Genomic DNA, 20610 nt, shown 5'->3' with positions numbered 1-20610 from the left:
CAATGTTGAACAAGAGAAGTAAGCAAGCCTGGAGCTTCAAACGAAAGCTGCTGATCGTGATGATCATTGTCCTCCTGCTTCTCGGCACAGTGATATATAGTCTGGCAGATCGTTACTTAATCGAACATGTCGAAGTCGTAGTTGCGGATGATGCAGCTACAACTAGCAGCTCAGGAGCTACAGCCGTTACAACTGCCGAAGTTAACGCAACCTCTGACGACTGGAATTACTCCAGCGATGATATTCAGATCCAGATCGACCAAGTGCAGACCGGTTCCGGTTCAGACCAGATCACTTATTTTGTCGCTGATATCGTCCTCAAGGAAGCGAGCAGTCTGCGCACTGCTTTTGCCGACAACAGCTTTGGAACAAACATCACTGAGGATACCTCGGACATTGCTTCCGCGAACCATGCGATTTTTGCCATCAACGGTGATTACTATGGCTTCCGCAATGACGGAGTGATAATCCGTAACGGCACGGTGTATCGTGATGATCCTGTGCGGGATGCAATGGCGCTGTTCGATGATGGGACAATGCAAACCTATAACGAGGAAGAGATTTCTTCCTCTGAACTGCTGGCGCAAGGGGCCACCGATACCCTTTCCTTTGGTCCGATTCTGATTCAGGACGGGGAGATTGCCAGTGATTTCAGCAATGTCAAAATCGATACCAACTTCGGCAACCATTCCATCCAGAATGCGAATCCCCGCACCGCAGTTGGTATGATCGCACCAAACCATTATGTGTTTGTCGTAGTTGACGGGCGCAATGAAGGGTACAGCCGTGGGATGACCCTTACTGAGCTAGCTGATGTAATGTCCGACCTTGGCGCCACAGAAGCCTACAATCTGGACGGCGGTGGTTCATCCACTATGTACTTCATGGGACGGGTCGTAAATAATCCGCAGGGCAAAAACAAGGAGCGGGGCGTCAGCGACATTCTTTATATCAAGGAGGGTGCAACATCATGACTATACTGATCCCAGCCTATGAGCCCGATGAACGACTGCTCGATTTGATTTTACAGCTGCATAATTTCCAGCTTGAACCTATTGTTCTTGTGGATGACGGCAGCGGCCCGCACTACCGTGGAATCTTCGATATGGCCGAAGCATTCGGCTGCACTGTCCTAACCCATGAAGTCAACCTCGGAAAAGGACGTGCTCTGAAGACAGGGTTCCAGTATATTCAGGAGGCCGGTCTGCCGGATTATGTAGTCTGCGCGGATAGCGACGGCCAACATCTGCCTTATGATATTAACCGGATCGTTGAATCTCTGCGGAACCAGACTACTCCGGGAATCGTACTCGGCAGCCGCCGGTTCACCGGAACCATTCCTCTGCGCAGCCGCTTCGGCAACTCGGTAACCCGGACGGTCTTTTCCTTAACTACAGGCACTAAGATTTATGATACACAGACTGGTCTGCGCGGCTACCCCCTATCAATGCTTGATTGGCTATGCCAGATTCCCGGCGAACGGTTTGAATATGAAATGAACATGCTGCTAACCGCCCATAAAGAGGGGTATACCATTACTGAAGAGTACATCGATACCGTCTATCTGGACGATAATAAATCATCCCATTTCCGGCCTCTGATGGACTCCTTCCGGATTTATCTGCCGATACTGATATTCAGCACTTCTTCGCTGCTGTCAGCCCTGCTCGACTTCACACTCTTATTCCTGTTTCAAAGGCTCAGCCATAACCTATTCCTGTCCGTCGCGGCCGCGAGATTGTGCAGCTCTGTTTTCAACTATTCTATGAACCGAAAATATGTCTTCACAGGCGGCAAACGCTCCAAGATTCAGGCATCGCTTCCCAAATATTTTGCGCTGGTGATCCTCGTATTGTTGTTCAACTATGGGCTACTCTATTTCTATAATGAAAAGCTGATTATTCCGCTTGTCGCCGCCAAGCTACTGACCGAGGCTTCAATCTTCCTATTCAGCTATTGGGCGCAACGGAGGTTTGTGTACTGAGGGTTTGGGTACTCTGGGGAAGGTTACGTTCTCTCGACTGCTTATGCTTGTGTGGTGAGCAATTGGGAATTTGTGAAGCACTAATTGGACACTTGTGGAGCACTTTTTGAACACTTATGGAGTACTAATCGGATACTTGTGGAGCTTCTATCGGGCACCTATGGAACTGCTCCTCGAACACATATGGAGCACCTATTGGGCACCTATCGGACACAGATGACACTAATCGCAGTATTATTCCACTTTTGGTATGCTAACGGACCCCATAGCCGCTATTGGCAAGAAAGACACCACATATGAGCCTCTTTCTGTGGGATAGCGTCTGTGGGGTCCGAAACCCTGTTCAAAAGGCTGGAAATTTGCAAATAACGTCAGCTGAGTCCGAATTCACCGAGAAGGATGCCATTGATAGAATTCGCATACAAAAAAAGCTAGTGCTTTCTTCCAATAATGTATACAAAATCACATTATCTTCACTCAGAAATTCAGAACGTCATACACTCATCTTCTCTCCCATATACTTAAATGGAACAGTCCCGGACGTTGTTGCGGAACCTTTGCAGCCTTGTCAGAATAGGTTGCAGCATAAGCCCAAGCTGGAGGGAGAGAAAGATTCATGCCAAGCGAAGAAATTAATGCGCTAGAGCGGGCCATTGCCGAGATTACGGAAATAGCCACTGGCTTCGGTTTAGATTTTTATCCCATGCGTTATGAAATATGCCCCGCAGATATTATTTATACATTCGGCGCTTATGGAATGCCTACACGATTTGGACACTGGAGTTTTGGAAAAACCTTTCATAAAATGAAATCCCAATACGATTTCGGACTGAGCAAAATATACGAGCTCGTTATTAACTCCAACCCTTGTTATGCCTTCCTGCTGGATGGAAATTCACTGATTCAGAATAAGCTGATCGTTGCCCATGTGCTAGCGCACTGTGATTTTTTCAAAAATAATATGCGTTTCTCCATGTCCAACCGAGATATGGTCGAGAGCATGTCAGCTACAGCAGATCGGATTGCCGGTTATTCTGTAACTTACGGAACTGATGCTGTGGAGAGCTTCATCGATTCAGTGCTGGCTATCCAGGAGCATATAGACCCCAGTCTGATCCAGCCACGCAAGCTGGGCAAAACTCACCTACTGGAAGCTAAGATGAAGGAGCTCAAAGACGCCCCTCCAGGCGGCTCGAAATCATCCAATCCTTATGACGAATTATGGAATTTAGATAAAAGCAATACCGGGCCACAGGAAGCACCCTCTGGAAACCGTGCTTTCCCCCCGGAGCCAGAAAAAGATATGGTCTGGTTTATCCAGCAATATTCCACTGTTTTGGAGGATTGGCAGCGTGACATTATGACGATGCTCCATGACGAAATGCTCTACTTCTGGCCGCAGATGGAGACGAAGATCATGAACGAAGGCTGGGCTTCGGTCAGCTAAGGTGCTTAATTTGCTGAAGACAACTAAAGACTCTTTACTCGTAGCTTCTTTCCTGAAATTAAGAACAATAATGTAGGATTAATAAAGACTGTCACATCCAAGACAGTCTTTTTATTGTGTTATGATAACTCATGTGTTTACATATTTAATTTAATAATATATAATCAAATACAAGAACACATGACGCCACAAATTAAGGAGTTATTTGATTTGAAAAACGCTTGGTTAATCCGTCCGATGCCTCATGGCATCAACCGAATGAAAACTTTTTTAGATGAGAACCAAATTGCTATTGGTTACCCAGCAGGAGAGAGTTTTGCTAATCTAGATAACAATGATCTTAAGGGGATTTTGCAAAAGAAAGGTTGGGTTGATGGAATTGGCAATGTCAACACTTTTGTTAACTTCATCAACATTGGAGATGTTATAGTCGTTCCCGACGATAACAAGCGAGATGTGTACCTAGGTGAAATTGTTTCGGATTATATTTACATTAAACAATATGACAATGACTTCGAGGGCTATCCGCATACACGTAATGTAAAATGGTTCTTTGAAAAAAAGCCGCTATTCCGCTATAACCTTCCAAATCCAATAAAAGGTTCTCTTCGGTATCCAGGTACCATTGCAGACTTAACAAAGCACATGGAAGCCATTGATGCTATATTGGATAATGGAACAAGCGAATTAACACAATCAAATAAATCTGATTCTACAGAGGTTTTGAATGAAGCAATTGATGTATTAAGACAATTATTAAACAATGAAAACGAAGAAATAAGGCTCCGTGCAGCAGAGGTACTGCTTAATCATTATCGATAATACATTTTTGGGAGGGACGTACTTGTTATTTACCATAGATGGTGAACAGATAACTGATCTGCCCAAGAATAGAAAAAGGGACTTTACACGATGGCGTACTCAATTGTCCGACCTAGAGTTTTTAAAGATAAAAAATGAACTTATTAATCGAATTGATGGCAACAATGTCCACACATCGAGTTGGATTCCTGGTACTCATTGGGGAGGCACCGTTTTTGAGCCGCTTTACCACGCTTGCAACAAAAATGAAACTCATGCTGCTTTCTTTTTTGGATTAATATTATTTCATGTTATGATTGAGCATAATGAGTGCTGGAGTTTTGGAAAGTTCGATTTAAATGGAAAATCAATAAAAGGATTAACCTATTTCAAGATAGTTTGTCCATAAAACATATCCCACAAACTAGAGTGACAGTTAAGATGCTTAAGAAAGAGCGAAGGGATACTCTCCTTCGCTCTTTCTTCAAGACTTTATATTATATTTTGCATTGAAATTATCGAACCCCATTTACGATCTTGTTGTGTTCAGAACAAATGCAGTTACTCCTTCTGCTCTTTTCTTTGCCCATAATATCAAGTCAATAAATTGTTCAATGGATCTCTCACTACACTAGAAGAAAATTTCCCAGTTTATTCTCCGTTCATTTCACTTCCTCTGAAAGTGCTTCAAGCACCTTTTGTATTTTCTCAATTTCCTTATTCTTTGCTAACCACCAGTTACGACTCCAAATCCGATGTATTTTCCATCCTTTACTTTCCAAAAATCGCTGCCTGTACAGATCTCTCTCCCTGGCCACCTTTGAAGAATGGTAAGTTGCCCCATCGCATTCTATACCCAAAATGTATCTTTCTTTTCCTACAGGGTCTACGATCGCCAAATCGATGCGGTAACCAGAAAAACCAACTTGGGTATGCACGTCGTACCCACAAGATCGAAGTGCATTACATACCTCTTCTTCAAATCCACTGTCAAAAATCAGTTGATTGTTTAGATCCTTCACATTCGTGGCATCAATTAATCCGTTTAAAATTGATTGAGCGAGCGAATAATCTCCATCTGAGATTGCCTTACCATACTCCAAATATCGTTTTAAATACTTAACTCCCTGTGCGTAAGTCTCTGCTCTTGTCCATTCACTTGGTTCAAACGAGCAAACTATAATTACTTTTCTCCGCGCACGAGATATAGCAACATTTAAACGATTTCCGCCACCATCCCTAGAAAGTGCGCTGAATTGGCTAACCATTTTACCTTCAGAGTTCTTCGCGTAAGCAACAGAGAAAAGAATAACATCTCTCTCATCACCCTGCACATTCTCAATATTCTTAACAAAAAGTCCTATATGTTCATCGCCATTCTTACGAGATCTAGCTTCGTCAATTAGCACTCTGAGTTCAGGACTTTTTACCATTCTTTCTTCAAATACATCATTAATAAGATCTGCTTGATCTTTATTAAACGTGATAATTCCAAGTGTTGGTTGGGAATCATCATTTTGAAGAATATTAATGACACTGTCCACGATTTTTTCAGCTTCAACTCGGTTTGAGCTATTCTCCCAGTGGCCGTCAACTTTAATAAATTCTATTGGCCTAGAACCAGTGCCTTTCTTTACAGATGGAGCAATTTGTATTCTTTTATCATAAAAAGCGTAATTCGAAAAGTTGATTAACTCTTCATACTCTGAACGGTAATGCCAAGTTAGCCATTTATCAGGGAACTTTGGTTTAGCCCACTCTAATAAACTTTTTGCATGTTTATCTGTTTTGTCTACATAGATTGTATTATCATCTTCATCCTCTTCCTCATCCTCGATAGCTGCTTGAAAGAATGAACTAGGTGGAAGTTGTTTTTCGTCTCCTGCTACTATGAGATGCTTCGCTCGATAAATGGACGGAATTGCATTTTCCACTGGACACTGGGAGGCTTCATCAAATATAACAAGATCAAACATATCCTGATGTAACGGAAAAATAGCGCTCACCGCCTCAGGTGTGCATAGCCAACAAGGTACCAACTTTAATAAATCATCGTAAAAATGCCCTACTACTTGGCGTAATGGCATTAACTTTCTTTTTTTATTCGATTCGTGCTTTAATTTTTGCCGTGTGCTCCCCACTACTTGAGTAGCTGCATTAGCAAGTAATGAATCTATAAGTATTGGGACTGCTTTTCGCTTATCATTCAATAACTTTTGAAAACGGTCTAGGTTGGATTTGTAAATTTCAGTGGACACGTCTTTTACATGCGGCTCGGCAGATTCAATCTCTAGAATCCAAGCGTGCAAGAAACTATTTCGAATAAGATTAATCCAGAAACTCACTACATTCGGAGTGCTTTCAAGTGGTGCCTTTTGAGCGCAACGCTCAAGTAATCTCTTTCTCAAGTCACCCATTTCTTCTTTCATTTGATCTAATCTGCATAAGCTATCAAACTGGTCCAGTGTTCTCAACAATCCTTCATATTCTTGAATACTGTAAATCCCTTCGTTTAACTGCTTAACATATTCAATAACGGTTTCTCGCTTCAAGTATGGCTCTAAGCTACGTATTTGAACATTTAACTCTCTAGTTTGCTCTGCTAATTTTATTAATCCATTTATTTCATTACTGAAAGGTTCATTAAAGTATTCTCCTAAATGATCATGTGTACTTGGATTGCTAATCCAGTCGGGAAAACAAGTTTGTGTTTCAACAAAAGCTTGAATAAAATCTTTAGCATTCTCCTTTAACTTAATCCATACATTCCACTTATCCAGTTGATTTTCTATTGGTGCATCTGAATAGAAGTAAACAAGATTTGCTTCATTTCGGATTTCTTCAAAGCGTATATATGTTTCAACCTTTGCTTGATATTCCTGAAGGGATTGCATGTTAAACAATATTCCATTAGCCTTAAAATGATCCTGAATTTCTCTTTTTAACGAATACCAGCTATGATTAAAAAATCGAGTGAATTTCTTGTTAAGCTCAACAAAGAGTTTTAGTTTCTCATTCCATTTCACTGCCTCTTCATACCTTAGACCAGTAACAGCCTCTGGACGCTCATTTAAAATATTTATTTGTTTTTGAAATGACCCAAACTTTGATCTAATGATCTCAAGATGTTTATCGTTCTCAGTTACCTGGTGAGCATTTTCATCACTAAAAAACCTTAAGATGTGTTTGTGTAAATTTCTATTTTTAAAAGCAGTCGTCGCTTTCTGCATATCGTAAAGAACATGAATGTTCTCCAGATAATAAACAGGTTCGAATAATAAATGGAGTTCATTCTTAAGATTAGCTACTTGCTTAACATCCTTGACTATTGAACTCAGAATATTGCTCAAATCTAAATGTTGCTTCACCGAAAAGCCCGCGAAACTTTTACGATTATTCCATGGGTGGTTTGAAGTATCATATTTCTGCTTCAATTCAATTACGGTCTTAAGCTCAATTAAAGTCATTTCCAGTTCATCAAAAGTAAGGTTTCCCAATAAATCCTCAACCTCGATAATCAACGTCTGATCCCATTTAGCTTTGCTGTATAAATAGAATAAACTTTTACCAAAAGGACGCTCTTGGTGTAAAGAGAATGCTGTATTATTCAACTTCTGAGCCAGTGCAAACTTTTCATTTGAAATACGATCAATGTCCTGCCCCTTTATAGGAAGACTCCGATCAATTACAGAAGCAATTTTTCTATATACATCAATTTTGTTCTTATTAAAGTCATGGACAAGAGCAACATGATTTTGTAAATTGATTTGTCCCAGTCGGTTATACACAACATCCAGCGCCGCAGGTTTTTGACAGACCAATAGGACCTTTTGTCCTTTAGACATACGATCCACAATTAAATTCACGATAACTTGAGACTTCCCTGTCCCAGGGGGCCCATGTACAATCAGTCCTTTTCTATTACGAGCAGCTACAACAACTGCTTCTTGGCTAGCATCGGTTTCTAGGACAAAGAAATTTTCTGAAGGATGTACTTGATTTAATTCTTCCTCTGAGATCTGCTCAAAATCACCTTCATTTTCTTCAGATCCATTAATTAATGCATCCAAAAAACCACCTTCGGGCAAATCTTCTAACAGTAAATTGTAATCATTCAGTAATGTACTTGTTGATTGCTGGAATTTCCCCATAACTGCATATGGATATAAAGTAAAGCCTTTTTTTCCTTCTGGTATATTCTCTTTTTTTATATTTTTAAAAGGAGCAATACTTTGATCAGTCTCCAATGTTAAAGATATATCATGCTTCCTCAGAAGTTCGTAAATGAACGGTAAAATTTCTTTTAAGTTCGATGGTAACCCAGAGGAAATCTCCTCCTGAATAGATAAACTTATGTCCCCACCTATGTATTTTTGAATTGCCATAATAAAGGTTTGATTAATGAAAGGGCTAGCCTCTTCTCCCACCCCAAGTACCCAATAAGGTTTGTTATTTACGGTTGCCTTGTTAAGCCTAGCTGGGATAAATAATATTGGACATCTAATAAAGAAATTAGGCACTAAATACCCTTCCAGAAATCCATAGGCAACGTAAAAAGGATTGTTGCCCGTTTCTTGTTCAATTAGATCAACTTCTCTTTTTAGTTGAATGAGCCTATGGTTAACTAATACAGATTCTTCAACAAGACTATTCTGTGGAATCAAACTGATTTCGTCTTCTAGAGCACAGATTTTTTCCAATATTGCAACATCAAGTCCAACTTCTATTTTTGAGAAAGAGTGAATATCAAAATGATTTTTATTATAAATTTTCATTAATTTCAAACTTTTATTTTTTGCAGTTAAATCCGTTAAACGATCTCTGTACATTGAAATCAGTTCTTGCATATTTCACACCTCATTATTTTTACCGACTAGGAAATAATACCTATAATTATAATACCACTATAATTAGTGTCATTATACAGTTGCAAATAAAACATACATTTTTTTATCATTATGTAAAGATATATTAACTTTAGGAAGCTTCAACCCTTATGTTATAATGACGAAAAGGCGGTGAGCAGAATGTCCATTTCAAAAGAACAACTAGAGCAAAGTTTTAAAAATAAACCTTATGTAGAACTTAAAGATCTAGTCCAATTAATCGAAGAAAACTTTGGATTCAACGTTTCGCTACAAAGGAAAGATGAGCAGCTTACACTTACGGATGAGCAAAAGAAGAGAATGACCTCAGTTATTTTTAAAGATGAAGGCGTTCTGTACCAACTTCAGCAAGCTCAAAAGGATCGTAAAGAAGGAATTTCCACATATAGTGACAGCGAGGAAGAGTTTGCCAAATTGCTGAATGAGGTCGGAAATGAAAAACAATGCCTATAAAGTGCTCTGGACCACTTATGCACGAGTAGCATTGGCGCGTATGAAGAAATACAAAGTGGACCCCATGAACGTCTTCAGACGTTCTAAATCTGTATTGGCGGATGAACCCCAATATAAAGCTGATGGTGTCTCTGACTTTCCTAGCTTTGAGTTCAATGGATACTTCTGGGTGTTAATCGGCAATGTGATCATTATATACAGAATTGGTGAGGATCTTCGTGAAGTATATGTGGATGCTTGTTACTTTGCTAATACGGGGTTGTCGCATTATATTTTTTGGGGAATAGATCCTGATGATGAATAGCCTAACCCACAATGTAATTACGCATGGGTTAGGCTATCTTTTATCGTATAATTCTGCTATCTCAACAAGCCAGATCGGGTAGCTTTCACTTACATAATCTTCTATAGTAGGCAAGTCAATTCAAAGATAAGTATGATCTATCGAATATGACCTATTTTAGATTTCAAAAAAGAAGCCGCCTTGTAGATAAACTACATTTGAGACGGCACACTGTCATGAGGAACACTAATTATTATTTTCTGGCAACGCTACATAAGGTCTGCTGGCTGAATTTTTATCTAACTCGTGATTACCTTTTTCAAAAAATCTTATCACTTCATCGTTCCAATATCGTATAACATTAACATCCTTTAAATATTGCAGAGACCTCATTATTTTGGAGGGTCCATACATTAAAGTCTCTGGCACATACTGCGATATTTCTATGCTTTTAGCATTCAGATTCTCCCTCAACTGCAAAGTGGTTTCTGCGCCAGCTTTTAGAAGTTTTTCGTAATTTTTATGTAAATCGGGCCGTTTTGCTTTCAATAAAGCTTTAATATTTTTGTATTCATACTTATCAATTATGGATTCAGCATAATATGGCTTCACTGTTCCGTCTTTAGGGTCTAAATATACATGATTAAAGAAATCAATATCAACAATACAGCCATGGATATCGCCAGACCCACCAAATGCTTTTATGCTATTCGATATTGAATTTAGTGCTTTGTAATAATCCACGAATATTAACTTAACAGCCTCAGAATAATAGATCATCCTTTCAAAATAATACTCTATGCCACTATATTCTAATGATTTTATTGCACCTCCGTTCAATAAACTCAATTTTCTATTCTTGTTATTTTCAAATATGAAACAATAAATACCAGATCTTTTGAGCATGTGGATTTTACCTTTTGTTCTATTAAAGGTCATATTGATCCCTAAAACCCTGTTGAAATCGATATATTGCTCCCGTGTAATAGTATGAATCCCATCTGGATAATACAGAAAAATATCACATTTTCCAGATAGTGCAAAATACTTCAATCCAGCCTTTAGACCCTTATATCCAATTTGATTATCTGCATATACTGTACGATCTCCAGAACAACAATACTCATTTCGATGAGTATGACCACTTACATATATCCATTGAGGATTATAGTTTCCTCTACTCCAGTTATCTTTTGGGGTATGGGTTAGAACAATAATTGGCTTGATACTTATAGCGTTATTTAATATCGTATAGATATTTTCAAAACGTTTGGTTTGCTCAAGATCCTCTGCCAAAGAGGTAATCGTATTTCTGTAGATTCCTTTCGTTGCATTAAAGCTTGAACTGTATCCTGAAAAACCCAATCCTCCGAGGATGTTAAGCGAACTTTTCAAACAAATTTCTTTCAGTGTTTCTGCTGGTAATGTTAATAATTCTTCTTCTTTAATGACTACCTGCTGCCCATCCTTCAATATCAATAACTCGTTATGCAAAAAACAGATATTTAGCGTGGAGAATAGCTCCCGATATTTATAAACAATATCATCTAACCCCTTGTTATAATCATGTGGTTTTCCATTTCGGTTAAAGTCCCATAATTCATGATTTCCAAGTACGACTACAATATGACTGGGATTCCATAAACTCGCCAATTCCTCATAAAAAATAGCTGAGATTTCGTAGTTAAAAGAAACATCTCCCGCTATCAACAAGTAATCAGCCGAAGATTTCTGTGTAGCCGTATTTACCATTTGACGTACTAATTCCCTAATAAACCATACTACTTCCTGCTTTGTTGCACGCTTTGGAAATTTTCTTATAAGTTTATGATTAATGTGTATGTCGCTTACATAGTAAATCTTTCTTCTGTCATCATTCAGAGTAATATCAATATCGGAATCATGCAAAATGGAACTAGCTTTAACAACTTCATTTTTAGCAGATAGCATGACACCAAAATCTTCATCATACTCTCTGAATGCGGCATGATAAAATGAGTCATCATAAATCTGTTGCGCCAGCAAGACATCATTGCGAACCAAAGCTCCTTCTATGTTAAAGTCGGACAGATTGACATCCAAAAAATCACAATCATATAAATTCGCATTTTCTAAATCTCCGCCTACATATTCATAGAAATGTGCAAAAGATTCAAACTCTACAATTTCACTTTTTTCTCTGTAGTGGATTTGTTCTTTTACTATAAATTTCTTGCTTTTTTTTTTGTAAAATTTCAGGTTTATTGTTCGTACCTCTAATTGTCGTTCCAATTCAATGATTTGTGGATCTTTGTTAATTTTTTCTGGAAAGCGTCTAACAATTGCTCTGATATAAGTACGATCACTAGATGACATTTCTGCGTGATCGAAATATTTATGATTAAGGTTTTCTAAAAAGAATACACACGCTTGTAACGAATACATACTTTCCTCTACGTACAAATAAGATCGCCAATTTCTATGTACCGCCAATTCACAAAGCTCTTTTGATTTATAATGATCTGGCACATATTCTAATGCTAATGCATTGTTATCAACTGCTTGCGCACATAATGTTTCACTTTTACGACTATCTGGCACAAACTCTAAAGCCAAACCATTCTGCTCAACAGCTTTCTCGATAATTTCTTTTGAAATAAGTGTGTCTGGCACAAATTCTAGCGCTTTACCATTTTGTGAAATAGCTACTGCACAAAGGTCCTTTGATCTTTTTTCCTTAGGGATACGGCGAAGAGTTAGTCCATTTTGTCTTACCGCTTCTAGATATAATTCACTACTACAAAATTCATTTGGTATATAAAGTAAAGCCATTCCATCATTTTTAACGGCTTCCATACAGATTTCCGTATTCATTAGGTCTGCTGAGATACATCTAATCACCCTACCTTTCTGTTTCACAGCCTCTAAGCATAATTCAGGAGTATGCATAGTCTTAGGAATCACCTGTAAGGCATAGCCTGTCTGCTGAACCGCAAGCATACACCTTTCTGGCGTTTTTTCTACTTTTTCAATATAAAAACCATCTTTTCGAATTTCCGAGAGAATATCCTCTTCATTGTTTCTGACAACCAAATTCGACATTTTATTTTACACTTCCTTGTTATGTATTATTTCACATTCATTTCAAGCATAATTTATACTATATTCAATGAAGCTTACCACTTATAGGTTAAGAGTTATCTTTCTACATACTGAGTGCTGAATCCTCTATACTCAGAGGAACACTCGTTCACCCCAAAAAGAGGTTCTTGAACTCAATGTTCAAGAACCTCTTTTTAAAATCCAACATATTGCTCGATTAAATTTAGTAGTTGTTCACCGTTAACGGTCAGAATTGATTTATTCTCTGTACTCTAATGCCTGCTTAGTGAACTGGCCTGTTGTTATATAGAATCCTTCAACTGCATTGCAATCAAGCTCGCGCTGTGGAACTTTTGAATATCTGGTCAACCCACTTTTGTCGTTGTGTACCTTTTGCACTCCACTAATCGTATTTCTCCATTGCTTCGAAGAATAATGTCTTTGCCACCATCTCCAGTACGCTTAGTTACCTCGCTGTCAAAACCAGCACAACGAAATACACGTGCCATATACTCTTCAAAAGGACACATTTTCTTCAGTTGATCCAAGTTCCTTTTGCGTAATATCTGCCTTCTCTCTTCCTGATCGCGTTCTATTTGAAGGCGAATGAGTTCCGCCTTTCTTTTGTTTTTCACTTCAATAATAATCCAAACGGATAACTAGCACAGACCACCCAATACACTAATAAATGCTGTTTGTACCAGGGGAGTTTGCTCAGAGAAATACAATTCAATATTTAGAGTGGCCGATACAATAGCCTTTATTATGCTGAAAGCTACAAAGATCAGAAATGCTATCAATACCAAAATCACTTCTGATCTTCCTCTTTTGTTTCTGTAAGATCTGCCGCGTCGTCTTCTTCTTGCCATTATAATACCTCCCTAACGGGATAGTATTATTCCCCACATATAGCCGATTTGATGCAACGAACAACATAACTGAGCGTACTTCGCCATAGATATTAACAAACCAATCATTGGACAGAGGGGGATCAACAATGGGAAGCAATGAGTCTATTTCGCCAAAACAATTTCTGAGTAAAATCGAAGAAGGTCAGGCCAAACTTTACTACGACATAGGAAAACGAGTACATAGTTATTTCGAGGAAACCTTTAAGGAAATGCAACAATACCTTAAGCAGATAACCCCACAACATGATGATTCAATGATTGAAGAGTCTGAAAAATACGAACAATTGCTTAACAACTATGGATTATTACAACAAGAATTTCAGAAACTCAAACAAAGCAACGATAATCAGAAATCTAAAATTCAAAAACTCAAAGAAAACAACGATCGGCTTTCAATGAAGGTAGAGAAACCGAGTTCAAAAAAAGCCGCAGAGAATAATGAGACTGAACCCTCAAACCATACTGATCAGCCTAAGACTACAACAAAAAAACCGCGAGAACCAAAAAACACAAAGATAGTCAAAACGCTTACTGTTACAGATGCAACAAATAAAGATCAGCCTGATATTTGGGATTATGAAGGAATGGATCTTCTTAACGAACAATATCAGAATGAGAGTGATGAAAAAATGGTGTTAGACGAGTAATTAAGAATTCATTGAACATCGAGCTATACTTACTTATACACTTACCGAATTGTTATATTGCTAACTTATACACTTGCAGAAAGGAATTAATTAACTCACCTTAAAATTGATAATTAATTCACTCTTTTTTTGTCATAGACGTTGATACCAGAACAATTCAGTTTAATTTTGGTAAGGCGAGTGTATAGGGGTACGATCGTACCCCTATACACTCGCCTTACTTTTTTTAGAACTCATCTTTAATCGTTATACACTTACCGAGAAACGCTAGCAACTGTACTTTTAACTTTATTTTCTCCTTATTGATTTCCAATTAAAATACAGTCTATGGGCATGCTTTTGTTATCAATTCGAAAGTTAATTAAATCCTTATCCACGTCAGATAATGATTACAAAAAACCGCTCCCAATAAGAGAACGGTTTACACTAATTCCGATTTGATTGCATATTCAATATTCCCGTCCTGATCAATCCAGATGTAATCCAGAGCAAAATGGAGCAATTGTTTTAAGTGGTGTATGGGGATTACGTCGTAATCTTTCTTAATGGTGGTCAACAGTCGTTCCGTGTCTTGTATGACTTTATCTTTATCCTGATTTAAATAATCCAATTTGTATTTAAGTCGGGTATAAATTCCCTTAGCATTCGCTGAATATTTTTCATTATAAGAATTAGCTAAGCTAAACACTTCGTATAGATCTTTTTCCTTACTATCCGTTCTGGCGTACTCTTCAATCCATAGTTCGTACTTAACTCTATTACTAGAAAATTCTTGGATTTGTTCTTGATAAGTTTTAATGCTTTCCTTTAAGATTTCTATTTCGCTTTGAAAACGATCATATATAATCGCTGATATTTTAGTAACATCGACTGTCCGCTGGATCTTCCTCCATATGTCTTTGGATATCGGTAGTAAATCTGACGATGATACCTTATAGTTACACCCTTTACAAATATAAAAAACATCTCCGTAATCCTTACCATTTTTCTTGGAGGTCATATTCTTACACTCAAGGCGTTTGTTACATGTCGAACAAAAAATCAATCCATTCAATACATTGGGTGTGAGATAGAAATGCGTGAATTGAAGGTTAGCGTTCTTTAATGAATGTTCACCGTCGTAAGACTCGCTTCGGTTTTTATAAATAAACCAAGTTCTTCTCCACTCTTCAAGTGTAATAGCAGGTTCAATAGAGTTATTTTTATGTTCATCCCAATCTGTTATCTCTTTATTTACGGTTTGGCGAGCAAGCTGATCGCGTCGGTTCAATGTTAAATAACCTGCGTAAAACGGATTAGTAATGATCTCCTTTATGTGATAACTTTTCCAATCGCCCCCTCTTCTTGATTCTATATCCATCATATTAGCGATGGCACGGAATCCTAAATTACCCTGTTTATAAAGTGAATACACTTTTTTTACGTGTACTATTTCTTCAGGTATGCTGACAAATTCTTTGGAATCTTGGAGATACCTATACCCATATGGGACTTTCCCACCTGTCCATTTCCCCAGTCTTAGTAATGTTTTCATCGCTCTTTTTGTATCTCCCGCAATTTTATCTCCCTGATACTGTGAGAAACTGTCTCGTATTGTCTGAGTTAGTATCTCTCCCTCATCATAGCGGGTGTTATTATGCAGCACATACACAGGTATATTATTATCCTGAAAAATCTTTCTAATTTCTCGATGCTCTCGGGTTTTTCTTGCTAGTCGATCTTCAGACCAAATCAAAACAAAATCAAACAATTTGTCTTTTGCATCAATAAGTAGCTTTTTTAATTCGGGACGTTCATACATTGCCTTTTTTCTAGCTGAAACTGCACTGTCTTTATACTTACCAATAAGTATTAATTCGTGTTCCTTTACAAACGCTTCGCAAGCCTTTTCTTGTGATTCCATATCTTGTTTATCTGTAGAATGCCTTCCGTAAAATACACCTTTCATTCCTGGGTTAACAAAATCGATCTGAATCAAAGTTCCACCTCTTTGAATTTATGTTTTTCATCATTCCAATTAATCTTAATCTTGTTAGGGTAAGCGGTAATCCCTGAATGCAAGGTTAGAAGAAACTGTACTAAATCTTCATCTTTAAATTCTGATAATTTAGCTTCCAACATTAACTCAGCTGCTTCAAAACGTGAAGGGACAGAATATTTAACCATTCCCTTATATTTATCTAGTTCTAGCTTTTTAGAACTTATTTGTTCCTGGATACGATTATATTCAAGCTTAAGGTCAACCAGTTTTTGTTTTTTGCCTTCTGATATATCATTTAAATAATCTTGAGTTAAATGTATTAATGTTTTCCCAAGACTCCGAAGGTGAACCTCCAAATTAAACAACTTCTTTTCTAAGTCAATCGTTTTGTTCATTACTTCAGGATGATATTTTTCATTGAATTGGAAAGGTATATCTTCTCGAAGATATTTCTTAGCCTCTTCTAAATATTTCTTTTCAATGTCATGCTTTTTTATCTTCAGACCATGTTCCTTACACTCGTAATACCCATCAATCCCCTTATAGATGTACTTTCTGGTTGTCATAACTTCCTCACAAGATGAACAAGTCACTTTATCTTTGAGCAGAAATTCCACAGGATGCTTAGAATTTACTCTTCCAGTTACATAATTTGAATGATATTTATCGTTTATCAGTTTCCAGGTATCTTCGTTATCAAAAATACGAAGATGTGGAACAGGAGTACATTCCCCATCATAATCCAGATAACCGTTATAAATTTGATTTTTAATCATACTCCCTACACGCGAACTATTCCAAGATGAAGGGACCCCTAGATGAGATTGTATATACTTCACATAACTAGAAAAATTTTTGAAGTCTTGATTTAGAAAAACGTCAAACATTCTTAATATTAACTCGACCTCTTCATCCTCTTTCTTCATCGTCCCCATTTGTTTCTTATCATCAGTGTCAATTGTTCTGTAACCATAAGGGACACTCCCTGAAGGCTTTCTACCATCTATTGCCTTAGCTCTATTACCAGCCTTTATTCCTTGAATGATTTTATTTCCTTCAATTTCATTTTTAGCCCCGTAGATCGCTTCAAGAATCTCTCCTTCTTCTGAATAGATCATCGGGGGTTCCACACCAACTGAAAAAATAACATTAATCCCGTATTTCCAAAAAATATCATAAATATCAAGATGCTCAGATAAATTTCTTGCTAAGCGACAACGGCGGCTTACAATCACATTTTTCACAATACCTGCTTTTATATCGCATAGTAATCGATTTAATTCTGGTCTCTCTGTTATACTCCTTTTTCGTGCAGATACTTCAGGGTCAAGATACCTTTCATCTATAAATAATCTGTTCCTAAGTGCAACCATCTCACCTTCATATGTCTGTGAATCCATTGATGTCTTTTGTTTCGCTTCTTTTATCGAATGTCGGGCATACAACGCCGTCTTCATTAGAACTCCTCACTTTTCTTATTCATTTCTTCTTCAATAATTCTTTGGACAACCTCAAGAAACAAATCATGATATTGTTTAGCCGCTGCGGGATCATTTACGTATTTTACTGACTGAATTTGGGCATCCTTAATCTCTTGGTACCTTTTTTTCATGAACTCAATTCCTTTCTAGTAATTGATTTTAGGAGGCTATGTGATGCAGGAAATTGGTAAACAAATTCGTCAAATCCGCACTCAAAGAGGGATTAGTCTTAATGCCTATGCTAATGAGCTCGGCGTATCTTCAGGGTATCTTTCAAACCTAGAAACGGGGAAAACCCAGAACATAACACTTAGTATTTTGGAACATCTACAGAAAGACCTTACTCTTGTCTCATATCCTACCGACAACAATGATGAACTACGACTACGGCTTGATCGGGTATATGAACTTCTCTTTGCATTGCAAGAGTATAAACCTGATGCTGCTGAATACCTGCTTCGATGTGTGGAAGAAGGAGCAGAAGTTTTCCTTACACATTACTCCACTAACCCTCTGTAGTTGGTAATATGTGCATGTTCATAAAAATCTATTCATCAAAATGAACAAATATTTATAATGGTGAAGAGGAACAGTTTCATACTCATAAATATGCGTCTACTACCGTGAATATTGTCCGAACTAAAGGGGAGTCTAACCTGCAATAGGTTGACTCCCCTTCGTTGCGTTACCTGACCCATTGCTTTGCAGAAAAAGGAGAGTCTATCCCACGTCGGGTAGACTCTCTTCTTTTTGAACAAAGCTAATTCGATAGCCACTTGCTTGTTCCGAGCCAACGGTTTCTATAAGTAGATGTTCGGCAGCTCGCTCTTTTAGCGTCTTCTCCCAAGTAGCGAAGTGTTCCGCTAACTTCTCTAATGTTTCGGAATGAGCGATTTCCTTTAAATCACCAAAGGAGATCTGCTCGTTAGGAGTATTGATAATAATACGGATCTTCAGGTCCATCGCTCCTCCCCCTTAATACAACCTATGTAGAAGAAAGGCGCGGACAACCCTATAATCGTAAATCTAATTTTTGATGCATAGAATAAAGGACTAGTTCATCAGGAGGAACAGCCAATGAATGTCGATAGCAACGCAAGCCGCTTTGTAGCGATTTATTGCCGTGTATCCACCGATGAGCAAGCTCGTGAGGGTGTTTCCCTTGATGAGCAGCAGGAGCGTCTTAAAGCCTACTGCAAAGCAATGGGATGGTCAGACGAAGTCCTCTTATTCATTGATGATGGTTACTCGGCAAAAAGCACAGATCGCCCTCAGCTCAAACGGTTGATGACATACATAGAGAACGGCGAAATATCAAAAGTCATGGTCACCAAGTTAGATCGGATGAGCCGCCGACTACTGGACTTACTTACGCTCATTGATATGTTCCAACAACATGGGGTCGCTTTTATTTCAATCAGTGAATCATTTGATACTAATACCCCTTCTGGTCGCCTGACCCTTCAAGTACTCGGTGCAGTCGCAGAATTTGAACGTGAACGTATTCGGGAACGTGTCCTAGATAATATGTTCCATGCTGCCAACCAGGGGAAATGGCTGACGCAAAGTCCCTACGGTTATCGGCTAGAAGAAAAAGTACTTGTCATTTATGAACCAGAAGCTAAAATTGTTCGGCAAATGTATGAGCTATACCTAAATCATGGACTAGGATTCTTCGCTATTGCCAGACAACTGAACGAACAAGGCATCCCTTCCAGGCACAATAAAGAGTGGTCCATTCGTTCTGTTAAGCTGCTTCTTAGCAATCCTGTTTATAAAGGTACATTTATATGGAATCGGGTTGATTCAAGCAAGAAGAAAAGAACCGTAAAGGATGATAAGGATTGGATCGTAATTGACGATTGTCTACCCGCCATTATCGATAAGAACACCTGGGAGAGAGTGCAAACCAAAATGAACAGACCGAGTATAGCACCTCGCGCCCAGACCAGCCCTCATCTTCTCGGTGGCATTTTGAAATGTGGGAACTGTGGTTCTGGAATGAGCATCGGCTGGTCAGGCTCGCGAGACAGACGTTACCGTGTATACCGCTGCTCTGCGAATAAGAACAAAGGAACATGCACAAGCAAGCAGTATAAGGCTGACGAAGTGGAGTCTTGGTTTCTGGAAGGGTTAGCAAAGTTGTCTGAGTCTCTTAGTCTAGAACTGGTCCCTCAACTTATAGAAAAAGCCCGTAGCAGCCAAAGCAACCGTGGTGATCAACAAATCACAGCAGCAAAAAATAGATATAAACGAAAGGTTGAAGCCTATACCGCTGGGTTGATTGAATTGCAGGATTTAAATGAGGAGAAGCTGCGGATGGATCGAATTATTCAGGAGAATCAGAGTTCAAAAGAACAGGGAGAGGAAATGCAGGTAGAAGAGCTGAAGCAGATGATTGAGATCAAAATTAAAACGGTTCTTGATGCGATATATACGCTTCCCGTTGAGGAGGCTAAGGTGTTGCTTCGGACGTTGATTTCGAAGGTTACGGTTTTGGGGGAGGGGGAGTTGGATATTGCTATTGATATAAGTTAGTCAGGTCCAAGGATAAATTTTTTAAAATTACACCATCAAAATAAATTCTTCCCCAATGAAGATAATAGATGAATCTATTAACCCTGAAATTAGGAATTGAGAAAAAAAAACCCATGA

Annotated in this window: 16 protein-coding genes and 1 pseudogene; 10 read left to right on the top strand and 7 right to left on the bottom strand. The window is 38.4% G+C overall.

The window, feature by feature from the left end:
* The first annotated feature begins 2 nt into the window (after positions 1 to 2).
* The 5 genes and pseudogenes from NST25_RS08570 to NST25_RS08550 all read left to right on the top strand — a co-directional run bounded on the left by NST25_RS08570 (position 3) and on the right by NST25_RS08550 (position 4641).
* The gene (locus NST25_RS08570; protein WP_076184669.1) at positions 3 to 974 is read left to right on the top strand and encodes a phosphodiester glycosidase family protein; all 972 of its coding nucleotides are present in this window, start codon (positions 3 to 5) and stop codon (positions 972 to 974) included.
* Positions 971 to 1984 (top strand): bifunctional glycosyltransferase family 2/GtrA family protein, encoded by a 1014-nt coding sequence (locus tag NST25_RS08565; protein WP_339190259.1) that lies wholly within the window; start codon positions 971 to 973, stop codon positions 1982 to 1984. The genes NST25_RS08570 and NST25_RS08565 overlap by 4 nt, the downstream gene beginning before the upstream one ends.
* Before the next feature lie 616 nt (positions 1985 to 2600).
* Positions 2601 to 3422, top strand: a pseudogene (locus tag NST25_RS08560) (SpoVR family protein); the annotation flags it as partial.
* A 219-nt stretch (positions 3423 to 3641) separates the two neighbouring features.
* Complete coding sequence (locus NST25_RS08555) at positions 3642 to 4253, top strand: hypothetical protein (RefSeq protein WP_340393783.1); 612 nt, start codon at positions 3642 to 3644, stop codon at positions 4251 to 4253.
* Positions 4254 to 4275: 22 nt separating this feature from the next.
* Entirely contained in the window at positions 4276 to 4641 is a 366-nt protein-coding gene (locus tag NST25_RS08550; protein ID WP_340393782.1) for a hypothetical protein, read from the top strand.
* A 253-nt stretch (positions 4642 to 4894) separates the two neighbouring features.
* Here NST25_RS08550 and NST25_RS08545 read toward each other — a convergent pair whose 3' ends face one another.
* Positions 4895 to 9079 carry an AAA domain-containing protein gene (locus tag NST25_RS08545; RefSeq protein ID WP_340393781.1) on the bottom strand — a complete coding sequence of 1395 codons (4185 nt, stop codon included), beginning with the start codon at positions 9077 to 9079 and terminating at the stop codon, positions 4895 to 4897.
* 180 nt (positions 9080 to 9259) lie between these two features.
* Here NST25_RS08545 and NST25_RS08540 point away from each other — a divergent pair, with 180 nt between their 5' ends.
* A complete protein-coding gene (locus tag NST25_RS08540) occupies positions 9260 to 9571 on the top strand; it encodes a hypothetical protein (protein WP_340393780.1) in 312 nt (103 codons plus the stop codon).
* Positions 9552 to 9875 (top strand): hypothetical protein, encoded by a 324-nt coding sequence (locus NST25_RS08535; RefSeq protein ID WP_340393779.1) that lies wholly within the window; start codon positions 9552 to 9554, stop codon positions 9873 to 9875. The genes NST25_RS08540 and NST25_RS08535 overlap by 20 nt, the downstream gene beginning before the upstream one ends.
* A 225-nt stretch (positions 9876 to 10100) precedes the next feature.
* Here the strand turns inward: NST25_RS08535 and NST25_RS08530 are convergent, their stop codons facing one another.
* Positions 10101 to 12935 carry a DUF4116 domain-containing protein gene (locus NST25_RS08530; protein ID WP_340393778.1) on the bottom strand — a complete coding sequence of 945 codons (2835 nt, stop codon included), beginning with the start codon at positions 12933 to 12935 and terminating at the stop codon, positions 10101 to 10103.
* Positions 12936 to 13594: 659 nt separating this feature from the next.
* On the bottom strand, positions 13595 to 13804 hold the full coding sequence (locus tag NST25_RS08525; protein WP_326046820.1) for a hypothetical protein: 210 nt from the start codon (positions 13802 to 13804) through the stop codon (positions 13595 to 13597).
* A 128-nt stretch (positions 13805 to 13932) separates the two neighbouring features.
* On the opposite strand from NST25_RS08525, the gene NST25_RS08520 reads away from it, so the two are divergent.
* A complete protein-coding gene (locus tag NST25_RS08520) occupies positions 13933 to 14493 on the top strand; it encodes a hypothetical protein (protein ID WP_326046819.1) in 561 nt (186 codons plus the stop codon).
* Between the two features lie 421 nt (positions 14494 to 14914).
* Here NST25_RS08520 and NST25_RS08515 read toward each other — a convergent pair whose 3' ends face one another.
* Genes NST25_RS08515 through NST25_RS08505 form a run of 3 tightly spaced genes read right to left on the bottom strand, consistent with a single transcriptional unit; the run spans position 14915 to position 18086 of the window.
* On the bottom strand, positions 14915 to 16471 hold the full coding sequence (locus NST25_RS08515; RefSeq protein ID WP_326046818.1) for a recombinase family protein: 1557 nt from the start codon (positions 16469 to 16471) through the stop codon (positions 14915 to 14917).
* Entirely contained in the window at positions 16468 to 17931 is a 1464-nt protein-coding gene (locus tag NST25_RS08510; protein WP_340393776.1) for a recombinase family protein, read from the bottom strand. Before NST25_RS08510 ends, NST25_RS08515 begins: the two co-directional genes overlap by 4 nt.
* Complete coding sequence (locus tag NST25_RS08505; protein ID WP_326046815.1) at positions 17931 to 18086, bottom strand: hypothetical protein; 156 nt, start codon at positions 18084 to 18086, stop codon at positions 17931 to 17933. Before NST25_RS08505 ends, NST25_RS08510 begins: the two co-directional genes overlap by 1 nt.
* Before the next feature lie 43 nt (positions 18087 to 18129).
* Here NST25_RS08505 and NST25_RS08500 point away from each other — a divergent pair, with 43 nt between their 5' ends.
* Positions 18130 to 18474: a helix-turn-helix transcriptional regulator gene (locus tag NST25_RS08500; protein ID WP_326046814.1), complete on the top strand. Its 345-nt coding sequence runs from the start codon at positions 18130 to 18132 to the stop codon at positions 18472 to 18474.
* Between the two features lie 201 nt (positions 18475 to 18675).
* Here the strand turns inward: NST25_RS08500 and NST25_RS08495 are convergent, their stop codons facing one another.
* Positions 18676 to 18918 (bottom strand): hypothetical protein, encoded by a 243-nt coding sequence (locus tag NST25_RS08495; RefSeq protein WP_326046813.1) that lies wholly within the window; start codon positions 18916 to 18918, stop codon positions 18676 to 18678.
* 114 nt (positions 18919 to 19032) lie between these two features.
* Here NST25_RS08495 and NST25_RS08490 point away from each other — a divergent pair, with 114 nt between their 5' ends.
* Positions 19033 to 20493 (top strand): recombinase family protein, encoded by a 1461-nt coding sequence (locus NST25_RS08490; protein WP_326046812.1) that lies wholly within the window; start codon positions 19033 to 19035, stop codon positions 20491 to 20493.
* Positions 20494 to 20610 lie beyond the last annotated feature (117 nt).

Source organism: Paenibacillus sp. FSL E2-0190, from assembly GCF_037992965.1.
Lineage (GTDB): Bacteria > Bacillota > Bacilli > Paenibacillales > Paenibacillaceae > Paenibacillus_AQ > Paenibacillus_AQ odorifer.
Note: the sequence above shows the minus strand (reverse complement) of the source record. Positions and strands in the feature narration are given on the sequence as shown.